The organism is Streptomyces sp. NBC_00354, from assembly GCF_036106915.1.
Lineage (GTDB): Bacteria > Actinomycetota > Actinomycetes > Streptomycetales > Streptomycetaceae > Streptomyces.
This window is the reverse complement of the sequence record NZ_CP107983.1, coordinates 5,490,689-5,513,692: the sequence shown is the minus strand read 5'-3', so window position 1 is coordinate 5,513,692 and position 23,004 is coordinate 5,490,689. Positions and strand designations below refer to the sequence as shown.

Annotated in this window: 19 protein-coding genes; 12 read left to right on the top strand and 7 right to left on the bottom strand. The window is 73.8% G+C overall.

Annotated features, from left to right (window positions below):
- Positions 1 to 4 precede the first annotated feature (4 nt).
- The 11 genes from OHT74_RS25235 to OHT74_RS25185 all read left to right on the top strand — a co-directional run bounded on the left by OHT74_RS25235 (position 5) and on the right by OHT74_RS25185 (position 14,885).
- The gene (locus OHT74_RS25235; RefSeq protein ID WP_328621479.1) at positions 5 to 979 is read left to right on the top strand and encodes a carbohydrate ABC transporter permease; all 975 of its coding nucleotides are present in this window, start codon (positions 5 to 7) and stop codon (positions 977 to 979) included.
- 2 nt (positions 980 to 981) lie between these two features.
- Positions 982 to 1,818, top strand: a complete 837-nt coding sequence (locus OHT74_RS25230; RefSeq protein ID WP_266666991.1) for a carbohydrate ABC transporter permease — start codon at positions 982 to 984, stop codon at positions 1,816 to 1,818.
- Between the two features lie 5 nt (positions 1,819 to 1,823).
- Complete coding sequence (locus OHT74_RS25225) at positions 1,824 to 3,098, top strand: 6-phospho-beta-glucosidase (RefSeq protein ID WP_328621478.1); 1,275 nt, start codon at positions 1,824 to 1,826, stop codon at positions 3,096 to 3,098.
- Positions 3,089 to 4,117 (top strand): N-acetylglucosamine kinase, encoded by a 1,029-nt coding sequence (locus OHT74_RS25220; protein ID WP_328621477.1) that lies wholly within the window; start codon positions 3,089 to 3,091, stop codon positions 4,115 to 4,117. Before OHT74_RS25225 ends, OHT74_RS25220 begins: the two co-directional genes overlap by 10 nt.
- A gap of 223 nt (positions 4,118 to 4,340) precedes the next feature.
- Positions 4,341 to 5,693 (top strand): hypothetical protein, encoded by a 1,353-nt coding sequence (locus tag OHT74_RS25215; protein WP_443047729.1) that lies wholly within the window; start codon positions 4,341 to 4,343, stop codon positions 5,691 to 5,693.
- A gap of 5 nt (positions 5,694 to 5,698) precedes the next feature.
- Positions 5,699 to 6,754, top strand: coding sequence for a glutamate ABC transporter substrate-binding protein (locus OHT74_RS25210; RefSeq protein WP_443047531.1), 1,056 nt, complete (start codon positions 5,699 to 5,701; stop codon positions 6,752 to 6,754).
- A gap of 71 nt (positions 6,755 to 6,825) precedes the next feature.
- On the top strand, positions 6,826 to 8,091 hold the full coding sequence (locus OHT74_RS25205; protein ID WP_328623387.1) for a hypothetical protein: 1,266 nt from the start codon (positions 6,826 to 6,828) through the stop codon (positions 8,089 to 8,091).
- Complete coding sequence (locus OHT74_RS25200) at positions 8,088 to 10,853, top strand: serine/threonine-protein kinase (RefSeq protein WP_328621476.1); 2,766 nt, start codon at positions 8,088 to 8,090, stop codon at positions 10,851 to 10,853. Before OHT74_RS25205 ends, OHT74_RS25200 begins: the two co-directional genes overlap by 4 nt.
- 3 nt (positions 10,854 to 10,856) lie before the next feature.
- A complete protein-coding gene (locus tag OHT74_RS25195; protein WP_328621475.1) occupies positions 10,857 to 12,434 on the top strand; it encodes a protein phosphatase 2C domain-containing protein in 1,578 nt (525 codons plus the stop codon).
- Between the two features lie 43 nt (positions 12,435 to 12,477).
- On the top strand, positions 12,478 to 13,803 hold the full coding sequence (locus tag OHT74_RS25190; RefSeq protein WP_328621474.1) for a vWA domain-containing protein: 1,326 nt from the start codon (positions 12,478 to 12,480) through the stop codon (positions 13,801 to 13,803).
- 53 nt (positions 13,804 to 13,856) lie between these two features.
- Entirely contained in the window at positions 13,857 to 14,885 is a 1,029-nt protein-coding gene (locus tag OHT74_RS25185) for an FHA domain-containing protein (protein WP_328621473.1), read from the top strand.
- On the opposite strand, the gene OHT74_RS25180 is transcribed toward OHT74_RS25185, so the two are convergent.
- Positions 14,866 to 15,909, bottom strand: coding sequence for a methyltransferase domain-containing protein (locus tag OHT74_RS25180; RefSeq protein WP_328621472.1), 1,044 nt, complete (start codon positions 15,907 to 15,909; stop codon positions 14,866 to 14,868). The two genes, OHT74_RS25185 and OHT74_RS25180, sit on opposite strands and share 20 nt — an antisense overlap.
- A 138-nt stretch (positions 15,910 to 16,047) precedes the next feature.
- Here OHT74_RS25180 and OHT74_RS25175 point away from each other — a divergent pair, with 138 nt between their 5' ends.
- Positions 16,048 to 16,452: a globin gene (locus OHT74_RS25175; RefSeq protein ID WP_266629170.1), complete on the top strand. Its 405-nt coding sequence runs from the start codon at positions 16,048 to 16,050 to the stop codon at positions 16,450 to 16,452.
- Between the two features lie 65 nt (positions 16,453 to 16,517).
- Here the strand turns inward: OHT74_RS25175 and OHT74_RS25170 are convergent, their stop codons facing one another.
- From OHT74_RS25170 to OHT74_RS25145, 6 genes are all read right to left on the bottom strand, one after another.
- Positions 16,518 to 17,237, bottom strand: coding sequence for a hypothetical protein (locus tag OHT74_RS25170; protein WP_266666973.1), 720 nt, complete (start codon positions 17,235 to 17,237; stop codon positions 16,518 to 16,520).
- The gene (locus OHT74_RS25165) at positions 17,234 to 17,719 is read right to left on the bottom strand and encodes an acyl-CoA thioesterase (RefSeq protein ID WP_266666971.1); all 486 of its coding nucleotides are present in this window, start codon (positions 17,717 to 17,719) and stop codon (positions 17,234 to 17,236) included. The genes OHT74_RS25170 and OHT74_RS25165 overlap by 4 nt, the downstream gene beginning before the upstream one ends.
- A gap of 10 nt (positions 17,720 to 17,729) precedes the next feature.
- Positions 17,730 to 19,394 (bottom strand): energy-dependent translational throttle protein EttA, encoded by a 1,665-nt coding sequence (gene ettA / locus OHT74_RS25160; RefSeq protein WP_266666969.1) that lies wholly within the window; start codon positions 19,392 to 19,394, stop codon positions 17,730 to 17,732.
- Between the two features lie 130 nt (positions 19,395 to 19,524).
- On the bottom strand, positions 19,525 to 19,911 hold the full coding sequence (locus OHT74_RS25155; RefSeq protein WP_266666967.1) for a barstar family protein: 387 nt from the start codon (positions 19,909 to 19,911) through the stop codon (positions 19,525 to 19,527).
- A 197-nt stretch (positions 19,912 to 20,108) separates the two neighbouring features.
- A complete protein-coding gene (locus tag OHT74_RS25150) occupies positions 20,109 to 21,593 on the bottom strand; it encodes a bifunctional phosphatase PAP2/diacylglycerol kinase family protein (RefSeq protein WP_328621471.1) in 1,485 nt (494 codons plus the stop codon).
- Between the two features lie 208 nt (positions 21,594 to 21,801).
- Positions 21,802 to 22,983: a thioester domain-containing protein gene (locus OHT74_RS25145; protein ID WP_328621470.1), complete on the bottom strand. Its 1,182-nt coding sequence runs from the start codon at positions 22,981 to 22,983 to the stop codon at positions 21,802 to 21,804.
- Positions 22,984 to 23,004: the final 21 nt, after the last annotated feature.

Below are 23,004 nucleotides of genomic sequence, written 5' to 3'. Positions count from 1 at the left end.
TCCGATGACCGCCGCGATGCCGAGCACAGGCACCATCCCCACCGCACGCGCCCTGCGGGCGAAGCGACGGCGGTCCGCCCTGCGGACCGCGGCCTTCATGTCGCCCTGGCTGATCGGGTTCGCCGTCTTCTTCGCGTACCCGCTCCTCTCCACCGTGTACTTCTCCTTCACGAAGTACGACGGCTTCCGCCCGCCCGTCTTCAACGGCCTGGACAACTGGACGTACGTCTTCACGGACTATCCGCTGTTCTGGCCGGCCATGCGCAACACCCTGTGGCTGGTCGTGGTGATGGTCGTCAGCCGGGTCGTCTTCGGCCTCGGCATCGGCCTGCTCATCACGAAGATCAAGACGGGGGCGGGGATCTTCCGGACCCTGTTCTACCTGCCCTACCTGGCCCCGCCGGTGGCAGCGACGCTGGCCTTCGTCTTCCTGCTCAACCCCGGCACCGGCCCGGTCAACACCCTGCTGGAGGGGGCCGGCCTGCCCGCCCCCGGCTGGTTCACCGACGCCGACTGGTCCAAGCCCGCGCTGACGCTCCTCGCCCTGTGGGGGATCGGCGACCTGATGGTCATCTTCATGGCCGCGCTGCTCGACGTACCGAAGGAGCAGTACGAGGCCGCCGAGCTGGACGGGGCCGGCGCCTGGCAGCGGTTCCGGCACATCACGCTGCCGAACATCTCGCCGATCATCCTGTTCGCGGTGGTCACCGGGGTCATCCAGGCCATGCAGTCCTACACGCAGCCCCTGGTGGCGGGGAAGGTCGCCGCGGGTGTCATCGGCGGCTCGGGCCAGCAGTTCGAGCCGGGCTACCCCGACAAGTCCACGCTGACCCTCCCCCAGGTCGTCTACAACGTCGGCTTCCAGCGCTTCGACTACGGCACCGCATGTGTCGTCGCGCTGGTCCTCTTCGCCCTCTCCATGGCCTTCACCGCACTCCTGATGCGCCGCCGTGGCGGGCTGATCGGAGCAGGTGACTGAGCATGCGCCGAAACCGCAAGGCCGTCCTGCACTGGGTCGGGGTGCACGCCCTCGGCGTCGCGGCCGCCCTGTTCTTCGTCCTCCCGTTCGTCTTCCTCCTCCTGACCTCCCTGATGAGCGACCAGCAGGCGCTGACCCGCGACCTGGTGCCCGACACCTGGGAATGGGGCAACTACGCCAAGGTCTGGGACACCCCCGGCTTCCTGACCTGGTGGCGCAACACCCTGCTGTACGCGGGGCTGGGCACGCTGCTGACCGTGGTCTCCTCGGTGCCCGTCGCGTACGCCCTCGCCAAGTTCCGCTTCCGCGGGCGGCGGCTCTCGCTGCTGCTGGTGATCGCCATGATGATGCTGCCGCCGCAGGTGGTGGTCATCCCGATGTACCTCTTCTGGGCCAAGCAGCTGGACCTGTCCGGCACGCTGTGGCCGCTGATCATCCCGATGGCGTTCGGCGACGCGTTCTCCATCTTCCTGCTCCGCCAGTTCCTGCTGACCATCCCCGACGAGTACCTGGACGCGGCCAAGGTCGACGGCTGCGGCGAGGTCCGCACCCTGCTGCGCGTCGTCGTGCCGATGGCCAGGCCGGGCATCGCCGCCGTCGCGCTGTTCCAGTTCTTCTGCGCCTGGAACGACTACTTCGGCCCGCAGATCTACGCCTCGGACAACCCCGCCGCCTGGACGCTCAGTTACGGACTGGAGTCCTTCAAGGGGGCTCACCACACGAACTGGAATCTGACCATGGCCGCAACCGTGCTGGTCATGGCCCCCGTGATCGCCCTCTTCTTCTTCGCCCAGAAGGCGTTCGTCGAAGGCGTCACCCTGACCGGAGTGAAAGGCTGATGACCATGAAACTCGCAGTGGTGGGCGGCGGTTCCACCTACACCCCCGAGCTGATCGACGGATTCGCGCGGCTGCAGGGCACCCTGCCGATCGGCGAGCTGGTGCTCATCGACCCTGCCACCGAGCGGCTGGAGCTGATCGGCGCGCTGGCCCGGCGGATCTTCGCCAAGCAGGGGCATCCGGGACGGGTCACCACCACCGCCGATCTCGACGCGGGCGTCGAGGGCGCCGACGCGGTGCTGCTCCAGCTGCGCATCGGCGGGCAGGCGGCCCGGCTGCAGGACGAGACCTGGCCGCTGGAGTGCGGCTGCGTCGGGCAGGAGACCACGGGCGCCGGCGGGCTCGCCAAGGCGCTGCGGACGGTCCCGGTGGTGCTGGACATCGCCGAGCGGGTCCGGCGGGCCAACCCGGACGCCTGGATCATCGACTTCACGAACCCGGTCGGGATCGTCACCCGCGCCCTGTTGCAGGCCGGGCACAAGGCGGTCGGGCTGTGCAACGTCGCCATCGGCTTCCAGCGGAAGTTCGCGGCGCTGCTGGACCTGGCCCCGGCCGACATCCACCTCGACCACGTGGGGCTCAACCACCTCACCTGGGAGCTGGGCGTACGCAAGGGCGGCCCGGACGGCGAGGACCTGCTGCCGCGGCTGCTCGCCGAGCACGGGGAGGCCGTCGCCGCGGACCTGCACCTGCCGCGCGCGGTACTGGACCGCCTCGGCGTCGTCCCGTCGTACTACCTGCGGTACTTCTACGCGCACGACACGGTGGTGCGTGAGCTGGGCGGCAAGCCTTCGCGGGCCGCCGAGGTGGCCGCGATGGAGAAGGAACTGCTCGCCCTGTACGCCGATCCGGCGCTGGACGAGAAGCCGGAACTGCTGGCCAAGCGGGGCGGGGCCTTCTACTCGGAGGCGGCCGTGGACCTGGCGGCGGCGCTGCTGGGCGACGGCGGCCCGGGCCCGGCGGCACTGCAGGTCGTCAACACGCGGAACGACGGGACGCTGCCGTTCCTCCCGGACGACGCGGTGATCGAGGTGCAGGCCCGGGTGGACCGGTCCGGACCGGTGCCGCTGGCCGCGGCGCGGCTCGACCCGCTGTACGCCGGGCTGGTCGCGCACGTCACGGCGTACGAGGACCTGGCGCTGGACGCAGCCGTACGAGGCGGCCGCGAACGGGTCTTCAAGGCGCTGCTGGCCCACCCGCTGGTCGGCCAGTTCGACCTCGCCGAGGGGCTGACCGACCGGCTCCTCGCGCACAACAAGGAGCACCTGGCATGGGCGTGAACCCTCCCGCCCCTCCCGCCCGTCCCGCACGGTCCGCCGTCCTGGCCGTCGACGCGGGCAACAGCAAGACGGACGCGGCCCTGATCGCCGCGGACGGCACGGTCCTCGGCACCGGGCGCTCCGGCGGCTTCCAGCCGCAGCGCACCGGTGTCGAGGCGGCGGTGGACGTACTGGCCCAGGCGGTCGCGGGGGCCGCCGAGGCGGCGGCGCTGCCCCTGCCGGGGCACGGTGTGCCGTACGCCGACCAGGTATCGGCCTGTCTGGCCAATGCCGATCTCCCGGTGGAGGAGCGGCAGCTCGCGGACGCGATCGGGGCGCGCGGCTGGGGCGCGGCGACCCGGGTGTTCAACGACACCTTCGCGATCCTGCGGGCCGGGCTCTCCGGGGGCGGGCCGCCGCGCGGGGTGGCGGTGGTCTGCGGGGCCGGCATCAACTGCGTGGGGATGCTGCCCGACGGGCGCACGGCCCGGTTCCCGGCGCTCGGGCAGATCTCCGGGGACTGGGGCGGCGGGGGCGGCCTGGCCGCGGAGGCCCTGTGGTGGGCGGCGCGGGCGGAGGACGGCCGCGGCGGGCCGACGGAGCTGGCGGCGGCGCTGCCGCAGCACTTCGGGCTCGCTTCGATGGCCGGGCTGATCGAGGCGCTGCACCTGGGGACCCTGGCGCAGCGGCGGACCCACGAGCTGGTACCGGTGCTGTTCGCGGTGGCCGCGGCGGGTGATGCGGTGGCCTCGGCGATCGTGGAGCGGCAGGCGGACGAGGTGGTGGCGCTGGCATCGGTGGCGCTGGCCCGGCTCGACCTGCTGGACGAGGAGGCTCCGGTACTGCTCGGCGGCGGGGTGCTCACGGCCGGGCACCAGCAGTTGGACGAGCGGATCGCGGCGGGGCTGGCACGGCGGGCCCCGCGGGCCCGGGTGTCGGTGGTCGCGGCCCCGCCGGTGCTGGGCGCCGGGCTGCTGGGGCTGGACGCGCTCGGGGCCCTGCCCGAGGCCCATGGAAAACTCCGTGCCCATTTCGGGTGAACCTGCCCCGGGAGGCCCCGGTTCTGGAACCGTGGCGGCCGTGGAGTCGTATTCACGGTGAAGGGGTGGGGGTCGGCGCGCACGGGGGGTGGATCGCCAGGATCCGGCACCGGGTGCTGTGGTTGACCGCCACTACGGCCATACTGCTGCGGAGCAGAGGACCAAGGGGGAGGTCACGGTGGCCATCACATCACGCGCGCCCGCGCCCGGGGGCGGTCTCGCCGTGCCGCCCGCGGGTCCGCCGCAGGCGCCTCCCCGGCCCGGTACGGCCTGGGCCGAGGGTGTTGAGCGGCTGCGCGCGGCCGCGACGACCGAGCCCGGCCGGCTGCGCATCATCGGCGCCGTCCTGGCTGCCCTGGTACTGCTGTTCGGCGCGGTGACCGTTCTGGAGATCTCCGGCCGGGTCGGCGCGGCGGAGGACGTGGTGGGCCGCAGCCAGCCGCTGAGCGCGGACGCGGCGAGCATCTACCGCTCGCTCGCGGACGCCGACACGGCCTCCTCCAGCGGGTTCCTGGCCGGCGGCGACGAGCCGCGGGAGGTCCGCCAGCGGTACGAGAAGGACATCTCCAACGCCTCGAAGCTGCTGGTGAGCGCGGCCGCCAACACCGGGGCGAACGAGGACTCCCGCAAGCAGATCGCGCTGCTCAGCGAGCAGCTGCCCCGCTACACGGGCCTGATCGAGCAGGCGCGGGCCACGAACAAGCAGGGCCTGCCGCTGGGCGGCGCCTATCTGCGGTACGCCAACGAGCAGATGAGCACCCAGCTGCTGCCCGCCGCGCAGCGGCTGTACGAGGCGGAGACGGACCGGCTCTACACGGACTACGACGACGCCCGCTCGCTGCCGCTGGCCTCGCTCGGTACGGGGCTGCTCGCGCTCGCCGCGCTGGCGTGGGCGCAGCGCCGCAACTACCGGCGGACGAACCGGGTCTTCAACCACGGTCTCGTGGCGGCGACGGCCGCGTCGCTGGTGGTGCTGATGTGGCTGGCCGTGGGGCACACGGTCGCCCGGTCGGAGCTGGCGGAGGCCAGATCGGACGGGCAGGAGTCGCTGAAAGTGCTGAACGACGCGCGGATCGCCTCGCTCCAGGCGCGCGCCAGTGAGAACCTGACGCTGATCGCGCGGGGCGCCGTACTGGCCGCGGACAACAAGTCCGACAAGTACGACGTCGACTTCACGACCGAGATGAAGGAGCTGGACACCGGGCTGGCGACGGCGCTGAAGCTCGCCGACGACAGCAGCGGGCGGGATCCGGTCGGCCGCGCCGCGGACGGTGTCAAGCAGTGGAAGCAGCGGCACGCGGCGGCCCGGGAGACCGACTTGCGCGGCGACTACCAGGACGCTTTGCCCCAGGTCATCGGGGACAAGGACCACAAGGACAGCAGCGGGGCCTCGTTCGACACGGTGGACGCGTCCCTGGAGCAGGCAGTGGCGCATGAGCAGAAGGAGTTCACCCGGGCGGCCCGGGGCGGGCTCGGTGCGCTGGGCGGTTTGGTGACGGGTTCGGCGGCCCTCGCGGTCGTCGGCGCCGCGGCGGCGCTGCTCGGCATCGGGCGCCGGCTTTCGGAGTACAGGTGAGAGCGATGCGGATACGCGTGAAGTCCCACGGCGAGGGCCACGGCGAGGGCCACGGCGGCGGAACCGGCCTGCGCCGGCTCGCGGGGCGGCTGCGCGGCTGGGGCGGGGTGAGCGCCATGGCCGCCGCCTGCGCGGTGACGGCCGCGGCCGTCCTGCTGCCGCTGGCCCATGCCGCCCCGGACTCCGGTCACCCTGCCCCGGTCCGCGAGCCCGCCTCGATGGCGGCCGCCCCGGCACCCTGGTCCCTCACCGACACCTGCCAGGACCCGGAGGCCAGCCTGCGCCCGTCCGGCGTGGACGGGCCGGCCATCGACCGGATCCGCAAGGCGGGCAGACTCGTCGCGGGCGTGGACCAGAACAGCTTCAAGTGGGGCTACCGCAACCCGGTCGACGGCCGCCTCGACGGGTTCGACATCGCCCTGGTCAAGGCCATCGCGAAGGACATCCTGGGCGACGAGAACGCGGTCATCTACCGGGCCATCCCCACCAGCCAGCGCGTCCCCGCCCTCCAGGACGGCCGCGTCGACGTCGTCGTGCGGACCATGACGATCAACTGCAAGCGGCTGGAGGACGTCGCCTTCTCGACGGCGTACTTCGAGGCCGGGCAGCAGGTCCTCGCCCCCAAGGGCTCGCCGATCACCGGGTACGACGCCTCGCTGAACGGCCACCGGATCTGCACCGCGGCCGGCTCCACGGCCGAGGCGGCGCTCAAGGCCCAGCCGTACGGCTCGGTCCCGGTCAGCGTGCCCAACCAGCTCGACTGCCTGGTCCGGCTCCAGCTGGGCGAGGTGGACGGCATCATCACGGACAACGCGCTCGCGGCCGGCCAGGCCGCGCAGGACCCGTCGGTGCGCCTCGTCGGCTCCCCCTTCACCAAGGAGTTCTACGGGGTCGCCATGAACAAGGACGCCTCCGACCTGGTGCGCCGGGTCAACAAGGTGCTGGAGAACTACCGCGCCGGCGGTGACAACAGCCCCTGGATGCAGGCCTACGTGACGCACCTCAAGCCCGTCCTGCCCGGAGTGGCCGGACCGCCCGCGCCGAAGTACCGGGACGGCTGAGGCAGGTGGCAGAGTCGGAGCCCGATGTCAGGAAAGCGGAGGCGGGGTCTTTGGAAGCGCAGTCGGCAGTGATGGACCGGGACGACGTCGACCGCGCCCTGGCCCGGCTCGGCGCGGAGCACGAGGCCGTCGAGACCTCGCTGCTCGCCCTCCAGGACCACGCCGGGCGCCGGCTGCTGGAAGGGGCCGGCCTGACCGGCGTCACCAAGGAGCGGTGGGTGGAGGCCGACGCCGCCATCACCCGGCTGTGGACGTACTTCGACGCCTACAGCGGGGCGCTGGGCGCTGCCCGGGAGATCCGCGAGCGGCGCCGCTGGCCGGGCCGCGAGGAGCTGATCGAGCTGACCGAGCGGCTGCGCGGGCCGGGGGTGCTGATCGCCGGGGCCGCGGCGGAGGGTGTGGCGCTGGCGGAGCGGCTCTCGCTCGCCGAGCTGGTGTCCCGGATGAACGAGCTGTACGCGAGCTCGCTGGACGTGGTGGTGGCCGCCGACTCGGTGTGGTCGGCGCTGCCCGCCCGCATCGACCTGCTCGCGGCCGAACTGCACCGCACCCGTTCACTGGCCCACTCGGTGGGGGTCCGCCCGGGTGAACACCCCTCGGGCGACGACCTGGAGGACATCACCGCCGAGCTGACGGGGCTGCGGGCGCAGGTGATCGCGAATCCGCTGGCGTTCTGGCAGCCGGTGGCGGGGAGCTCCGCGCCCGGCGGCGGCCGTCCGGACACCACCCGCTACGACCGGGCCGCGGTCGCGCTGGAGGACGTACGCCGGGAGATCGAGGCGGTCCTGGCCGTACGGCAGGACGCCGAGCAGCGGCTGATCAGCCTGCGGGACGTGCTCTCGCGGGCCGACCGGACGCTGGCGGAGGCCCGGACCGCGCGCGGCGAGGTGCTGGCGAAGATCGCGGCGTCGGAGGTCCCGGTGGTCAGCGGCCCGCCGACGGCGCTGCAGGAGCAGCTGGCGGCCGCGGCCGAGTACCGGCGCCAGGCCCAGTGGCACCGGCTCTCGCCGCTGCTGGAATCGCTGGAGGAGCGGGCCGAGGAGGAACTGCGCCGGGCCCGCGAATCGTTGACGGCAGTGACGGCTCCCCTGGCGGTACGGGCCGAACTGCGCGGGCGGTTGGACGCGTACAAGGCGAAGGTGGCCCGGCACGGGATGGCGGAGGATCCGCTGCTGATCGAGCGGTACGACACGGCCCGGCGGATGCTGTGGAGCGCGCCCTGCGATCTGCGGGCCGCCGAGCAGGCCGTGCTGCGCTACCAACAGGCGACGGCCGAGTCACTGGCACCGCCGCAGCCGCAGTACCGGCCCGAGTGGCCGGGGAAGGAGGACGCATGAGCCTGGTCGGAACCCCGTGCGTTCGCCCCGGCTGCCCGGGGTCGTACGAGGACATGGGCGACGGCGAGCTGTACTGCGACACCTGCGGTCTGGCGCCGGTCGGCTCCGTCGCCGCGGGCGCGGAGGAGCTGGTCTCACCGCCGACGGGGATGACGAGCGCGGCCCGGCACGGCGACTCCCAGGGCTCGCAGGGCTCTCACGGCTCGGCCCGGTCGGGCCGGTCGGGGTCGACCTCCGCGCGCTCCTCGCGGTCCTCGCGTTCGTCGTCCTCGCGGCGCTCGGTGTCGGGCCGGCTCTCGCGCTCCCTGTCCGGGGCCCGGTCCACCCGCTCGGTGTCGGTGCGCAGTTCGGGTTCGGCGGCCGGGCCCTCGGGGCGCAGCCGGCTGGGCGCCGGGCTGGTCAACGTCCCGGAGGTGCCGCGTCCGGATCCTTCGGCGGCGGTGCTGGAGAACCCGGAGGTGCCGGAGCGCAAGCGGTTCTGCTCGCGCTCGGACTGCGGGGCTCCGGTGGGCCGGGCCCGCGGGGACCGGCCGGGCCGGACCGAGGGCTTCTGCACCAAGTGCGGCCACCCGTACTCCTTCGTGCCCAAGCTGCGCGCGGGAGAGGTCGTGCACGGCCAGTACGAGGTGGCGGGCTGTCTGGCGCACGGCGGCCTCGGCTGGGTGTACCTGGCGGTGGACCGGGCCGTGTCGGACCGGTGGGTGGTGCTCAAGGGCCTGCTGGACACCGGGGACCAGGACGCGATGGCCGCGGCGATCTCGGAGCGGCGCTTCCTCGCGGAGATCGAGCACTCCAACATCGTGCGGATCTACAACTTCGTGGAGCACCTGGACCAGCGGACGGGTTCGCTGGACGGGTACATCGTCATGGAGTACGTCGGCGGCAAGTCGCTGAAGGAGATAGCGAACGAGCGGCGGCGGCCGGACGGCCGCCGTGATCCGCTGCCGGTGGAGCAGGCCTGCGCGTACGGGATCGAGGCGCTGGAGGCGCTCGGGCACCTGCACAGCAGGAACCTGCTGTACTGCGACTTCAAGGTCGACAACGCGATCCAGCAGCAGGACCAGCTGAAGCTGATCGACATGGGCGCGGTGCGCCGGATGGACGACGAGGAGTCGGCCATCTACGGCACGGTGGGCTACCAGGCGCCGGAGGTGGCCGAGCTCGGCCCCTCGGTCGCCTCCGACCTGTACACGGTGGCGCGGACGCTGGCCGTCCTGACCTTCGACTTCCAGGGCTACACCAACGTGTTCGTGGATTCGCTGCCGGATCCGGAGCACATCGAGGTGTTCGGGCGGTACGAGTCCTTCTACCGGCTGCTGGTCCGGGCGACCGACCCGGATCCGGGCCGGCGGTTCTCGTCCGCGCAGGAGATGGCGGACCAGCTGACGGGCGTGCTGCGGGAGGTCGTCGCCCTGCAGACGGGCCACCCGCGGCCGCAGGTCTCCACGCTCTTCGGGCCGGAGCTCCGGGTGCTGGACACCCGGCTGTTCGCCGACGTGGCCGGGGCCGAGGTGTCCCGGCTCGGGGCGCGGACGCTGCCGGCTCCCGCGGCGGGACGCAGGCTCGGGCGCAGGCCGGTGCCGCCGGCGCTGCCGCCCGCTCCGGCGGCTGCCGTGGCCGCGGCCCCTGCGGGGGCCCCGGGGGCGGCAGCCCTCTCGGCGCCGCTCGGGACCACGGCGACCCACCGGGCCGGCGGCCCGGCGGCAGGAGCGGTGCCCGCAGGTACCGTCCCGGCTCCGCGCCAGGCCCCGGCGCCGGCCGGCCGGCACGCCCCGGGGGCGGGTCCGGCGGCGGCCGGACCCGTGGCGGTGCCCCCACCGGCCCTGCGCCCCGGCGAACTGGCCGCGCTGGACGCCCGGGACATGGCGCTGGCCCTGCCGGTGCCGCTGGTGGACGCGGGCGACCCCAACTCCGGCTTCCTGGCCGGACTGCTGGCCTCCGCACCGGGCGACCTGCTGGGCGCCCTGCGCTCGGCGCCCGCCGACTCGGCGGAGCTGCGGCTGCGCGAGCTGCGGGCCCGCCTGGAGCTCGGCGAACTCGCCGCGGCCGGCGGCGCCCTGACCGACCTGGAAGCCCGGCATCCGGACGACTGGCGGGTGGTGTGGGCCCGCGGGATCGCCTCGCTGGCCACCGGCGAGGACGAGATAGCGGCCCTGTCCTTCGACGCCATCTACGACGCCTTCCCGGGCGAGCCCGCGCCGAAGCTGGCGCTGGGCCTGTGCGCGGAGATCCTGGGCCAGCTGGACAACGCCGCCGAGTACTACCGGCTGGTCTGGATCACCGACCCGGGATTCGTGAGCGCGGCCTTCGGGCTGGCCCGCGTCCAGCTCGCCGCGGGCGACCGGTCCGGGGCGGTGCGCACGCTGGAGTCCGTGCCCGAGGCGTCGATCCACTACACCGCCGCACGGGTGGCGGCGGTACGGGCACGCCTGCGCGACCGGTCTCCCGAGGAGGCCCTGCTGCCGGATCTGGCGGCTGCTGCCGCGCAGGTGGAGGCGCTGGAGCGGTTCGGCCTGGACGCGGTGCGTCACGAGCGGCTGTCGACGGAGGTTCTGGGCTCGGCCCTGGACTGGGTACTGTCGGGTAGCCGGGGTTCCGACCCCGGTCGGACCTCGCTGCTCGGCAGTCAACTGGACGAGCGGGGCCTGCGCTTCGGCCTGGAGCGCTCGTACCGCGTACTCGCGCGGCTGGCGCAGCGGGGCGAGGACAGGATCGAACTGGTGGAGCGGGCAAACCGTTTCCGTCCCCGGACGTGGGTGTGAGTGATGTCGATGCATCGGCCGTCTGGCTGCCCCAGCTGCGCGGAGCCCCTCGAGGAGGGTGACCGTTTCTGCGGCGTCTGCGGCTCCCCCGTGTCCGCCGCGCCTCCTCCCGTGTCCCGGGACAACCCGACCCTCCCGATCCCGCCGCTCCCGGCGGGTCCGGCCGGCGGGTACGCCCTCGCGGAGCCCGCGCCCGGGTGGGGCAGTGTCGCGGCCGGTGCGGCGCCCACGCTGGTCGGGGACACCGCCGGCTGGTCCGCACCGGCGGAGCCGGCCGCCGAGCCCGGCGCGGAGCCGGCCGCGAGGCCGATTCCCGACGCGGCTGCCGCCGCGCGGCCGGTCGCCCCTCCGGTCACCGCGCCCGTCGCCGAGGCCTCCCCCGTACCGCCGCAGGGGTCCTCGTACGGGACGCCCGTGCCTGCGTACGGCGGCGTGCCCGATCCGGCGGCCGGCGGCGAGATCCGCCACGACCGGCCCGGCAGCACCCCCACCCCTCCCGAAGGGACCCCCTGGGGCGCGGCCGAAGCCGCGTACGGCGCCGCCGGCCCCGGGCACGAGGACCCGTACGCCTCCGCCGCGCAGGGCAGCAGCCCCGCGGCGGCCGACGGCGGGAAGACCTGCGTGGCCTGCCGGGCCGGGCGGGTCGACACCGACGGGTACTGCGAGCACTGCGGGCACGCCCAGCCGCGGGAGCGGGACCACCTCGAGGAGGAGCTCGGCAGCGTCGCCGCCGTCAGCGACCGGGGGCTGCGCCACCACCGCAACGAGGACTCGTTCGCGGTCGCGGCCACCGCCCTGCCCGACGGCTCTGCCGCCACCGTGGCCATCGTCTGCGACGGCGTCTCCTCCGCCAGCCGCCCCGACGAGGCATCGGCCGCCGCGGCCGGCGCCGCCAACGAGGCCCTGCTCGAAGCCCTCCCGCGCGGCGCCCACCCCCAGGAGGCCATGCACGACGCCATCCTGGCGGCGGCCACCGCCGTGAACGCCCTGGCCCCGGAGGTCGCCGGCGCGCAGAACGCCCCCGCCTGCACCCTGGTCGGCGCCGTCGTCAGCGGCGGCCTGCTGACCATCGGCTGGGTCGGCGACAGCCGCGCGTACTGGGTCCCCGACGACCGCGACGCGCTGCCGCGCCGCCTCACCGAGGACGACTCCTGGGCGGCGCAGATGGTCGCGGCCGGGCTGATGGGCGAGGCCGAGGCCTACGCCGACGTCCGCGCCCACGCCATCACCGGCTGGCTCGGGGCCGACGCGTACGACCTGGAGCCGCACACCGCCACGTTCAAGCCGGACCACGCGGGCGTGGTGGTCGTCTGCACCGACGGCCTGTGGAACTACGCCGAGTCCGCCCAGGACATGGCCCAGGTACTGCCCGCGGACGCCGCCACCCGCCCCCTGCACAGTGCGCAGGTCCTGGTCGGGCACGCCCTCGACGGGGGCGGCCACGACAACGTCACGGTCGCCGTCGTCCCGTTCGCCGCGCCGACCGGGCCGGGAGCAGCAGAGCCGGCAGCAGCCGCGTCGAGGCCGGAACAGCCGCAAGCGGAATCGGAAACGGAAGCGGAAGTACGCCCTCAGGGCTGATCCGCCCGCCGCGTCCCCCGTCCCTCTCCTAGGAGTCCAACCGATGGCGAACTTCGCCAAGCCGAGCGCCCCTCGCTTCAGCGTGGAGGTGTACCAGAACGAGTTCCTCCCCGAGGGCGGGCGGGACGTCCACGCCATCGTCACGGTCGCGTCCACCGGCGGCGCCGCCGCCACCCGCGCGGCGGCCGCCCACGGCTCGGCCGCCGTCGTGATCATGGTGGACTGCTCGGGGTCCATGGAGTACCCGCCGGACAAGATGCGCGGCGCCCGCGAGGCCACCGCCGCCGCGATCGACACCCTGCGCGACGGCACCGCGTTCGCCGTCATCGCCGGGACGCACGTGGCGAAGGAGGTCTACCCCGGCCAGGGCCGCCTCGCCGTCGCCGACCCGGCCACCCGCGCCCAGGCCAAGGAGGCCTTGCGGTCCCTGAGTTCCGGTGGCGGCACCGCCATCGGCACCTGGCTGCGCCTGGCCGACGGCCTGCTGCGCCAGTCCTCGGCCGCCATACGGCACGGCATCCTGCTCACCGACGGCCGCAACGAGCACGAGGAACCTGCCGTGCTCCGCGCCACCCTCGAGGCCTGCGCGGGCCGCTTCACCTGCGACGCCCGCGGGGTGGGGACCGACTGGGAGGTCAAGGAGGTCACCGGCATCGCGAGCGCCCTGCTCGGCTCGGCCGACATCGTGGCCGATCCGGCGCACCTCACCGAGGACTTCACGCGCATGATGGAGAACGTCATGGGCAAGGAGGTCGCGGACGTCGCGCTGCGCCTGTGGACCCCGGTCGGCGTGGAGATCCAGTACGTCAAGCAGGTCGCGCCCACCGTCCAGGACCTCAGCGACCGCCGCACCGGGGCGGGCCCGCGCGCCGGCGACTACCCGACCGGGTCGTGGGGCGACGAGTCCCGCGAGTACCACGTGTGCGTCCGGGTCCCGGCCGCGTCCGTCGGGCAGGAGATGCTGGCCGCCCGGGCCACGCTCCTCCTCCCCGGCGCGCCGGGCGAACCGCCGGCCACGCTCGCGCAGGGACTGGTCCGGGCGGTGTGGACGGACGATCTGGCCGCGTCCACCGCCATCAACCCGCAGGTCGCCCACTACACGGGGCAGGCGGAGCTCGCGCAGGCTATCCAACAGGGCCTGGAAGCGCGCAAACTGGGCGATGTCGACGGCGCCACGGCCAAGCTCGGCCGTGCCGTGCAGCTGGCCAGTGCCTCCGGAAACGCAGACACGGCCAAACTGCTCGCGAAGGTGGTGGATGTCGTCGATGCCGCGGCGGGTACTGTGCGGCTGAAGGCGAAGGTCGCGGATGCCGACGAGATGACCCTCGAAACGCGTTCGATCCAGACCGTCCGAGTGAAGAAGACCTGAGAGACCTGAGAAGACCTGACGCGATGACGCAGGCTGAAGGGGGAAGAGCCGCCATGCCGACCTGCCCGAACGGGCACCAGTCCGCCTCCGACGACTGGTGCGAGGTCTGCGGCCACCGCATGGCTGCCGCCACGGGTGCGCCCGCGGCGCCCTCCTACGGCTACGGCTACCCTCCCACCGCCGGTGAGCCGACCGCCCAGGCTGAGCTCTGCCCGCAGTGCCGGACCCCGCGCGAGGCCATGGCCCCGTTCTGCGAGGAGTGCCGGTACAACTTCCTGACGCGTTCGGCGACCTCGTACGCGCCGCTCGGCACCGATGGCGGAGCCGTCGGCGGGACCGGCGCCGGGGCGACCCCGCCGCCTCCGCCTCCCGCGCCGCCGGCTCCTGCCCCGGCGCCGTTCTCCCAGGACCACTTCGAGTACCAGGGCTCCCGGCCGTCCCGGGTCAACCGGCCGGCGGAGCCGCTGCAGCGCGAGGACGACTGGCTGCTGCCGCCCCCGGCGCACGAGCAGCACCAGGCCCAGGCCCAGGCCCAGCAGCAGTACCGGCAGCAGCCCCCGCCGCAGCAGGAGTACCGGCAGCCGGAGTACCCGCAGCAGCACGAGTACCAGCAGTCCCACCAGGCTCAGCAGCAGCACCAGTCCCAGCCCCAGCAGCCGTTCCCGCCGCAGAGCACCGGCGCCTGGAGCGCGACGATCGGCCCCGACCGCTCGTACTTCATGGCGATGATGCAGCGCAGCGGCCCGGAGGCGGCCGGGCTCAACCTGCCCGCGTACTCCCCGGAGCAGCATCTTCCGCTCTCCGGCGGCCAGATCACCATCGGCCGCCGCCGCGCCTCGACGGGCGAGTCCCCGGACATCGACCTGTCGGTGCCCCCGGAGGACCCGGGCGTCTCCCACCAGCACGCGGTGCTCGTCCAGCAGCCCGACCTCAGCTGGGCGGTGGTGGACCAGAACTCCACCAACGGCACCACGATCAACGGCGGCGAGGACCCGATCCAGCCCTACGTCCCGATCCCCCTCACCGACGGCGACCGCGTCCACGTGGGCGCCTGGACCACCATCACGATCCGCCGGGGCTAGGCCGTCTCTCCTCCCCCAGGGGCCATACGTACGGGCCCTGGGGGTCGTCGAGCCAGCACCACTGGCCCTCCGTGCTGACCGTCACCCCGAACCGCTCGCGGCCCGGCCTGCCCTCGCCGCGCCACAGGTCCAGGGCCTCGCGCGGGTGCAGCGCGTCCGCCGTCAGCACGAGCATGAACTGGAAGCGCTCGTTCTCCACCAGCTCGTACGGGAGCCCGTACGGCAGCCCGGGCGCGGTCGGCGAGGCCTTGGCCCCGCGCAGCGGGACGAAGTACGCCGGGGTGTGCAGGAAGCGGCCCTCCGCGAGGTCGGCGTCCCGGACCGTGAGCGCGATCAGCCCGGTCGACAGCGGAGCCAGGATCCGCGCCCCGGGCCGGCACTGGCCGAGCCAGGCGTGCGGGATCAGCGGCAGCGTGCACGTCACCAGGATCCGGTCGAACGGGGCCCGGGAGGGACAGCCGCGCGCCCCGTCCCCGGTGACCACGGTCGGCCGGTAGCCGAGCCGGGCCAGGTGCGCCCGCGCGGACTCGGTGATCTCCTCGTCCAGGTCCACCGTGGTGACGTGTTCGTCGCCGAGCCGGTGGCAGAGCAGCGCGGCGTTGTAGCCGGTGCCGGCGCCGATCTCCAGCACGTCGTCCCCGTCGCGGACGTCCAGCGCCTGCAGCATCTTCGCCATGAGGGACGGCTGGCTGCTGGAGGAGACCAGTTCGCCGTCGCGCAGCCGGGTGGCGAGCGGGCCGTCGGTGTAGACCCCGCGCAGCCAGCGGGCGCGGTGGGCCGGGTCCGGGTCCTCGCCCCACAGCCGCTCGTGGCCGGCGCCGCGGCCGGTGAAGAAGTACGGGACGAAGACGTGCCGGGGCACCGCCGCGAAGGCGGAGCGCCAGGCGGGATCCTGCAGCACTCCGGCAGCGGTCAGCTCCCGCACCTGCGCGGCGTGGGCGGCGTCCCTCAGGTCCCGCGTCTCGGCGTGGGCGGCGTGCGCGGGGTGTGCGGGGCGTGCGGAGTGTGCGGCGTGTGCACCCATGGCTCCACTGTCCTGCGGCCGGGCCCGGGAGGCGAGCGGTGGCCGTGGGAGCCGGGCCTGTCGCGGGAGCCGGGGGCCGTGGAAGCCGCTGGTCCTAAGTCCCCGGTCCTCCGTCCGGGCGTCTGAGACGATGGTCGGGTGAATGAGATTCCGCGGGGCACGCTTCAGGAGCAGACGTTTTACGAGCAGGTGGGCGGCGAGGAGACGTTCCGCCGCCTGGTGCGGCGCTTCTACCAGGGGGTCGCGGAGGACCCGCTGCTGCGCCCGATGTACCCGGAGGAGGACCTCGGCCCCGCCGAGGAGCGGTTCGCCCTGTTCCTGATGCAGTACTGGGGCGGCCCGAACACGTACAGCGAGAACCGCGGCCACCCGCGCCTGCGGATGCGGCACGCCCCGTTCCAGGTGGACGCGGCGGCGCACGACGCGTGGCTGGGGCACATGCGCGTGGCGGTGGACGAGCTGGGCCTGGCGCCGGAGCACGAGGCGCAGCTGTGGCGGTACCTGACGTACGCCGCCGCATCGATGATCAACACCGCGGGCTAGTCCGTACGCGAACCCGTACGAGCGCCCGTACGCGGAACGCGGAACGCGGAACCCCGAGCGGAAGCCTAGACCGGCCGGACCTGGAGGGCGCCCAGGCCTCCGTTGCCGCCGGGGCGGCGCATCGCGATCGAACCGTACGGGGTACGCAGCCGGAGCCAGCCGCCCGAGGCGAGCAGGGCCACCGGCTCGGGGGCGCCGGGTGCGGGGGCACCGCTCGGCACGGCCGACCGGATCGGCCGCAGGAAGCCCAGGGACTGCGCGGCATGCACGGCGCGCAGCGGGAGCTCGGTGTCGCCCAGCGTCCGGGACCAGATCTCGCGGCCGATGCGGTCCCGCTCGGACCGGGTCCGGTGCTGCGGGGGCAGGGCCTCGTCACGGGCCCGGAACTCGGCGACCGAGGCCGCCACGGCGGCCCGTACCTCTTCGGGGCCGGGCAGCCCGGGCAGCTGCCGCCAGCCGCCGCGGGGCGGGAGCACCCCGGTCCAGGGCGGGCCGGTGACCGGCCCGGGCACGGCGGCGCTCGCGGTGGCCTCGTCGACGGACTCCAGGAGCTCACCGGCGGACACCGTCACGTCCAGCGGCCCGGAGACGGGCACGGCGAGGCGCACCGTACGGATGGCCAGCACCTCGAAGGACGCCGGCCGTCCGAAGACGGCGAGCGCGCCGCCGCCCGCCTGCGCTTGCAGGCGGACCGCGGCGGCGCGGTCGTAGTGCACCAGCCGGCCCAGGAAGGCGGCGAGGTCGGCCGCCTCCCCGGAGTCGGCGAAGCGCAGCTGCTCGGTCATGCCGCCAGGCGCCCTTCGGAGGCCTTGGCCTTGCCGGCCGGCTTGGCCGGCTCGTCGGCCTCGTCGACGTACCTCTGGAGGAATTGCCTCTCCTCGGCCGTGATGCGGCGGGGCCGCCCCTCGGCGAGGTTGTACGGCACGACCACGGTCTCGGCGCGCACGTACACCGTCTCGGGTGCGTCCTCGGTCGCCTCGTCCTTGACCTCGTAGCGGATGGTCAGGGATGCGGCGCCTATCCGGGTCACCCAGGATTCGATGAGGACCGGCTCATGACGGTGCACGAGGGGCAGCTTGTAGTCGATCTCGTGGCGGGCCACGACGGAGCCGCCCGTGAAGGACTCGCTGCCCTCCCCCGGCGCGAGGCGGAACATGAAGTCGATCCGCGCCTCCTCCAGATAGCGGAGGAAGACGACGTTGTTGACGTGCCCGAAGGCATCCATGTCCGCCCAGCGCAGGGGGCACCGGTAGTGGTGTCTGGCCATGATTTCGGCCTCAGCCTCGCGTGAGCTTCTTGTAGGTGGCACGGTGCGGACGGGCCGCGTCCGGGCCGAGACGCTCGATCTTGTTCTTCTCGTACGACTCGAAGTTGCCCTCGAACCAGTACCACTTGGACTCGCCCTCGTACGCCAGGATGTGCGTGGCGACCCGGTCGAGGAACCAGCGGTCGTGGGAGATGACCACGGCCGCGCCCGGGAATTCGAGGAGCGCGTTCTCGAGCGAGGACAGGGTCTCGACGTCGAGGTCGTTGGTGGGCTCGTCGAGGAGCAGCAGGTTGCCGCCCTCCTTGAGCGTCAGCGCCAGGTTGAGGCGGTTGCGCTCACCACCGGACAGGACGCCGGCCGGCTTCTGCTGGTCCGGGCCCTTGAAGCCGAAGGCGCTGACGTACGCGCGGGACGGCATCTCGACCTGGCCCACGTTGATGTAGTCCAGCTCGTCCGACACGACCGCCCAGAGGGTCTTCTTGGGGTCGATGTTGGCGCGGGACTGGTCGACGTAGCTGATCTTGACGGTCTCGCCGACCTTGACGGAGCCGGCGTCCGGCGCCTCCAGGCCCTGGATCATCTTGAAGAGCGTGGTCTTGCCGGCGCCGTTCGGGCCGATGATGCCGACGATGCCGTTGCGCGGCAGCGTGAAGGACAGGTCGTCGATGAGGACCTTGTCGCCGAACGCCTTGGAGAGGTTGTTGACCTCGACCACGATCGAGCCCAGACGCGGGCCCGGCGGGATCTGGATCTCCTCGAAGTCCAGCTTCCGCATCTTGTCCGCCTCGGCCGCCATCTCCTCGTAGCGGGCGAGACGGGCCTTGGACTTGGTCTGGCGGCCCTTGGCGTTGGAGCGGACCCACTCCAGCTCTTCCTTGAGGCGCTTCTGCCGCTTCTCGTCCTTGCGGCCCTCGACCTTGAGGCGGGTGGCCTTCTTCTCCAGGTAGGTGGAGTAGTTGCCCTCGTAGGGGTGCGCGCGGCCGCGGTCGAGCTCGAGGATCCACTCGGCGACGTTGTTCAGGAAGTAGCGGTCGTGGGTGACGGCCACGACGGCGCCCTTGTACTGCGAGAGGTGCTGCTCCAGCCAGTTCACCGACTCGGCGTCAAGGTGGTTGGTGGGCTCGTCGAGGAGCAGCAGGTCCGGGGCCTCGATCAGCAGCTTGCAGAGCGCCACGCGGCGCTTCTCGCCACCGGAGAGGGTGGTGACGGCCCAGTCGCCGGGCGGGCAGCCCAGGGCGTCCATGGCCTGCTCCAGCTGGGCGTCGAGGTCCCAGGCGTTGGAGTGGTCCAGGTCCTCCTGGAGCTTGCCCATCTCGTCGAGGAGCGCGTCCGAGTAGTCGGTCGCCATCAGCTCGGCGACCTCGTTGAAGCGCTTGAGCTTCTTCATGATGTCGGCGGCGCCGTCCTGGACGTTCTCCAGAACGGTCTTCGACTCGTCGAGCTTGGGCTCCTGCATGAGGATGCCGACGGTGAAGCCGGGCGACAGGAACGCGTCACCGTTGGACGGCTGCTCGAGGCCAGCCATGATCTTCAGAACGGTGGACTTACCGGCACCGTTCGGGCCGACCACACCGATCTTCGCGCCGGGCAGGAAGTTCAAGGAGACGTCATCAAGAATCACCTTGTCGCCGTGCGCCTTGCGCGTCTTGCGCATGGTGTAGATGAACTCAGCCAAGAGAAACCGTCCGGCAGATCGATGGGTGGGCAGATACACCCCATCTTGCCGTACGTCCATCCCCCGGGGGAAACCCGTATGGTCCCGCGGACCTCGCCGGGGGCGGCCCCGCGAAGGGACTTCGGGCAGGTCAGCGGAGGCGGAGGGCGCCCGGGACCTGCCCCTCGAAGATCTCCGTCAGGAAGTCGAACAGTGTGGGCCCGCAGCCGGCGCGCGCCCGTGCCAGCTCGTCGGCGACGCGCTCGCGGTTCGTCGGGTGACAGCGCGTGAGCACTCCTTCGAGGTATCGCGCGGTCTCGGGGTGGCCGAGTGCCCGCCGGGACGCCTCGTGGTCGCGCCACTCGATCGCGAAGTCTCCGTCGTCGGGGGTTCCGAAGCCGCCCCGAAGACAGTCGTTGAGGGAGTCGAGGTTCCGCCCGAAGTACCCCCCGGTCCCGTTGACGGCTTCCCCGATCAACACCCAGAACTCCTCGAGCCCCCCGATCCGGCGGCCGTCGAGCACGTAGATCGTCGTCACGCCCCTGAGCCTAGGCGGGGGGGCGTGGGGGCGGTGGGGGCGGGGGGCCGGGGCGGGGAGCCGCGGAGGCAGGGGTGCGGAGGCCGGGAGGCGCCGAGCCGCCGGGTGCGCAGGCACGGGGGCCCGGAGGCGCGGCCGCGTGGGAGTCCGCCGGGACGCGGTGGGGCGTCGGGCGGCGCAACTGTGGGGGGCTCCATTCAGCGGGGGCGGTACACCGTCAGGGCGTTCGGGAGGGCGTCGAGAACGAGCGCGGCGGGGGCGTGCGCGTACTCCCCGTCGTACGCCAGCGGGGTACCGGCGGGAATCTCCGCGAGGCGCAGGCTGCGCAGGCGGGTGGCCGTGTGGACGGGGGAACGGCTCAGCGGGCCCGTGAGCGCGGCGGCGAGCAGGCGCGGGCCGGGACGGCCGCCGCCGTGCACGAGGCGGATGTCGAGCAGGCCCTCGCCGAGGCTGTCGCGGCGACGCGGGGCCGGGCCGGTGCCGTGGTAGGTGCCGTTGCCCGCGAACAGCAGCCAGACGCTCCGGGGCCGCCCGGCCAGCCTGAGCCGTACGGGGCGCTCCGTACGCAGCACCTTCCAGGCGGCCAGGAGCGCGGCGGGCCCGCCGCCGATCCTCGGCGCCCAGTACAGGCGGTGGCGCAGCAGTTCCGGGTACGCGCCGATGCTGAAGGTGTTCAGGAAGTGGCCGGAGCGGCCGTCCTCGGGGTCGGGGCCCGGGGTGAAGCGGCCGACCGCGGCGTGGACCGCCTGTCCGGCGGCGAGGGCGCGGCAGGTGTCCTCGGCTCCGGCGAGGCCGAGGTCGAGGGCGAAGTGGTTGAGCGTGCCTCCGGGAAACACCGCGAGCGGCACCCCGGCCCGCAGCGCGGCGGTGGCGGCCGCGTTGACCGTGCCGTCGCCGCCGCACACCCCGAGCACGGTGGCCCGGGCGGCCGCCGCCGCCAGTTCCGCGGCCAGCTCCGGGCCCTCGCACTCGACCACCTCGGCCTTGGGCAGCCGGGCGCGCAGGACGCCGAGCCCCTCGTCGGCGGCCGTGCCCGACCCGGTGTTGACCACCACCGTGAGCCCGGCCCCGTCCGGCAGCGCAGGCGCCTGCGCGGCCGTCCGCTCGTCGCCCGGCACGGCCCGCGCCTCCTCGACGCCGCGCGCGAGGCGGCGTACGACCAGGCCGGCGGCCACGCCCAGCGCCGCCCCCGCGACCACGTCGGACGGGTAGTGGACCCCCGTGTACACGCGGGAGAACGCCACCGACACGGCCACCGGGGCCAGCACGGCGCCCCAGCCGGGCGCCTCCAGCGCGAGCCCGGTGGTGAACGCGAAGGCGGACGCCGAGTGCCCGGACGGGAACGAGGTGGTCGTCGGCTGCGTCATCAGCCGCCGCACCTCGGGCACCCCCTCCAGCAGCGGCCGGGGCCGGCGTACGGACCATTTGCCGACGGTGTTGACGGTCGCCGAGGCCAGTGCCAGCGAGGCGGCTCCGCACAGCGCGGCCTTACGGGCCCCGGCGGTGCCCAGGACTGCGATAGCCGCGGCGGCCCCGCCCCACAGCACCCCGTGGTTCGCGGCCCGCCCGAGTCTCGGCAGCACCCGGTCGGCCGCGGGCCAGTGCCGGCGGGCCACCCCGTCGAACAGCATCCGGTCCCACCGCGCGGCGGCGCCCCGCCAGGTCAGCTCCTGATCGGCCATTGCCTGCGCCTACCCGAAACGTCCGCCCCGGAACCAACGCCTCCACCAACCGGCCCTCCGGAACACCCGCACTCCGCGCGCCGGAGCCACCTCATGGGTGACATGCCGCTGCCTCTGGCCTCGTCTCGGGCACCCCGACACAGGACGGACGTCATCGGCAGCACGCCGCTGCCCCTGGGACCCGTGCCCAGGGCATGTGGATGCCCTCCTACGCCTGGTCCTCCTCGTCCAGTGGGCGCTTGCGGAGCAGGAGGACCACCAGGCCGCCCAGTACCACCAGGCCCACCGCCAGCGAGGCGATGACCGGGGTGGCGGCGGAGCTGCCGCTGGTGGCAAGCCGCTCCTCGTCCGGGGTGGACTCCGACGAAACCGCAGCCGCAGCCGCAGCCGAGGCCGAGGCCTGCGTCACGGCGGGCCCGTCGCCGGTGGTGCCGGCCTCGGCCACCACGGGCTGCGGCCAGACCGCGTTCGCCGAGGCCGCCGCCGCGGACTCGCTGGAGCCCGCCACGATCTGCGCCTGGGCGGGCACCCCGCTGGTGAAGACCCGCCCGACCGGCACCTTCGTGGAGCCCTGGACGGTGACCGAGGCCGCGCCGTCCGGGGTGCCCGCCGGCACCTCGAAGTACAGCCGGCTCCCGTTGGCCGCGGTGGTGAGCGGTCGCCCTTCGGCGTCCACCACCCGCACCCCCATCGCCACGGCCGCCGCGTCCGGGGTGACCGTCACGCTCTGCGCCCCGGTCCGCACGGTGACCGGCCCGAGGCGGGTGCCCACGGGACCCGACACGTTCTCCGGGTCCAGCCCCAGCGAGGCCGGCGGCTCCGGCAGCTTGCCCGCCGACCGCTGGAGGTAGTCGGCCAGCTTCTCGGCCGCCGGGTCGGCGGCCTCCACCTGCGCCCCGTCCGCGAGCCGCCAGATCGCGACCTGGGTCCCGGCGGCCGCGCTCTCCGCGGTCAGGGCCCCGGCCCCGGCCGCCTTGGCCAGTCCGGCGAGATCGTTCAGCTGCGGATAGGAGTGCTCGAGGACCCAGCGGATCCGGCCCGCCTCCCCGTTCCCCGCGAGCAGGGTGCCGCTCCAGCCGCTCTCCGTGTACCGGGCCTGCGGCTGGGCGTTGCCCGCCACGCCGACCCCGTAGGTCTGGAGCATCCCGCCGCCGTCGACCCGCATCTCGTAGAGCCCGGCCGGAATCTGCCGGACCGACCCGTCCTTCGCGTGCAGGACCGCCTGGCCGTACGTCTTCAGCCCGTCCAGCACGGCGCTCGCGCCCTCCGGTGTCCGGGGCGCAGGGGTCCCGGAGTCGGCGGCCGCCCGCGCGGCCGGGGCGGCGGCCAGGGCCGCGGCCAGCAGCGCAGCCGCCAACGGCCGCCGCGCGGAAGCCCGTACAGCCGCCACCGCCGCAACCGCAGTGGCCGG

Bases quoted from the DNA above. Each gene is read 5' to 3' on its own strand.
- OHT74_RS25180 (WP_328621472.1), bottom strand. From the start codon at position 15,909: ATGGGTGCACACGCCGCACACTCCGCACGCCCCGCACACCCCGCGCAC.
- OHT74_RS25200 (WP_328621476.1), top strand. From the start codon at position 8,088: ATGAGCCTGGTCGGAACCCCGTGCGTTCGCCCCGGCTGCCCGGGGTCG.
- OHT74_RS25185 (WP_328621473.1), top strand. From the start codon at position 13,857: ATGCCGACCTGCCCGAACGGGCACCAGTCCGCCTCCGACGACTGGTGC.
- OHT74_RS25150 (WP_328621471.1), bottom strand. From the start codon at position 21,593: ATGGCCGATCAGGAGCTGACCTGGCGGGGCGCCGCCGCGCGGTGGGAC.
- OHT74_RS25190 (WP_328621474.1), top strand. From the start codon at position 12,478: ATGGCGAACTTCGCCAAGCCGAGCGCCCCTCGCTTCAGCGTGGAGGTG.
- OHT74_RS25165 (WP_266666971.1), bottom strand. From the start codon at position 17,719: ATGGCCAGACACCACTACCGGTGCCCCCTGCGCTGGGCGGACATGGAT.
- OHT74_RS25235 (WP_328621479.1), top strand. From the start codon at position 5: ATGACCGCCGCGATGCCGAGCACAGGCACCATCCCCACCGCACGCGCC.
- OHT74_RS25195 (WP_328621475.1), top strand. From the start codon at position 10,857: ATGTCGATGCATCGGCCGTCTGGCTGCCCCAGCTGCGCGGAGCCCCTC.
- OHT74_RS25225 (WP_328621478.1), top strand. From the start codon at position 1,824: ATGAAACTCGCAGTGGTGGGCGGCGGTTCCACCTACACCCCCGAGCTG.
- OHT74_RS25205 (WP_328623387.1), top strand. From the start codon at position 6,826: ATGGACCGGGACGACGTCGACCGCGCCCTGGCCCGGCTCGGCGCGGAG.
- OHT74_RS25170 (WP_266666973.1), bottom strand. From the start codon at position 17,237: ATGACCGAGCAGCTGCGCTTCGCCGACTCCGGGGAGGCGGCCGACCTC.
- OHT74_RS25230 (WP_266666991.1), top strand. From the start codon at position 982: ATGCGCCGAAACCGCAAGGCCGTCCTGCACTGGGTCGGGGTGCACGCC.
- OHT74_RS25220 (WP_328621477.1), top strand. From the start codon at position 3,089: ATGGGCGTGAACCCTCCCGCCCCTCCCGCCCGTCCCGCACGGTCCGCC.
- OHT74_RS25210 (WP_443047531.1), top strand. From the start codon at position 5,699: ATGCGGATACGCGTGAAGTCCCACGGCGAGGGCCACGGCGAGGGCCAC.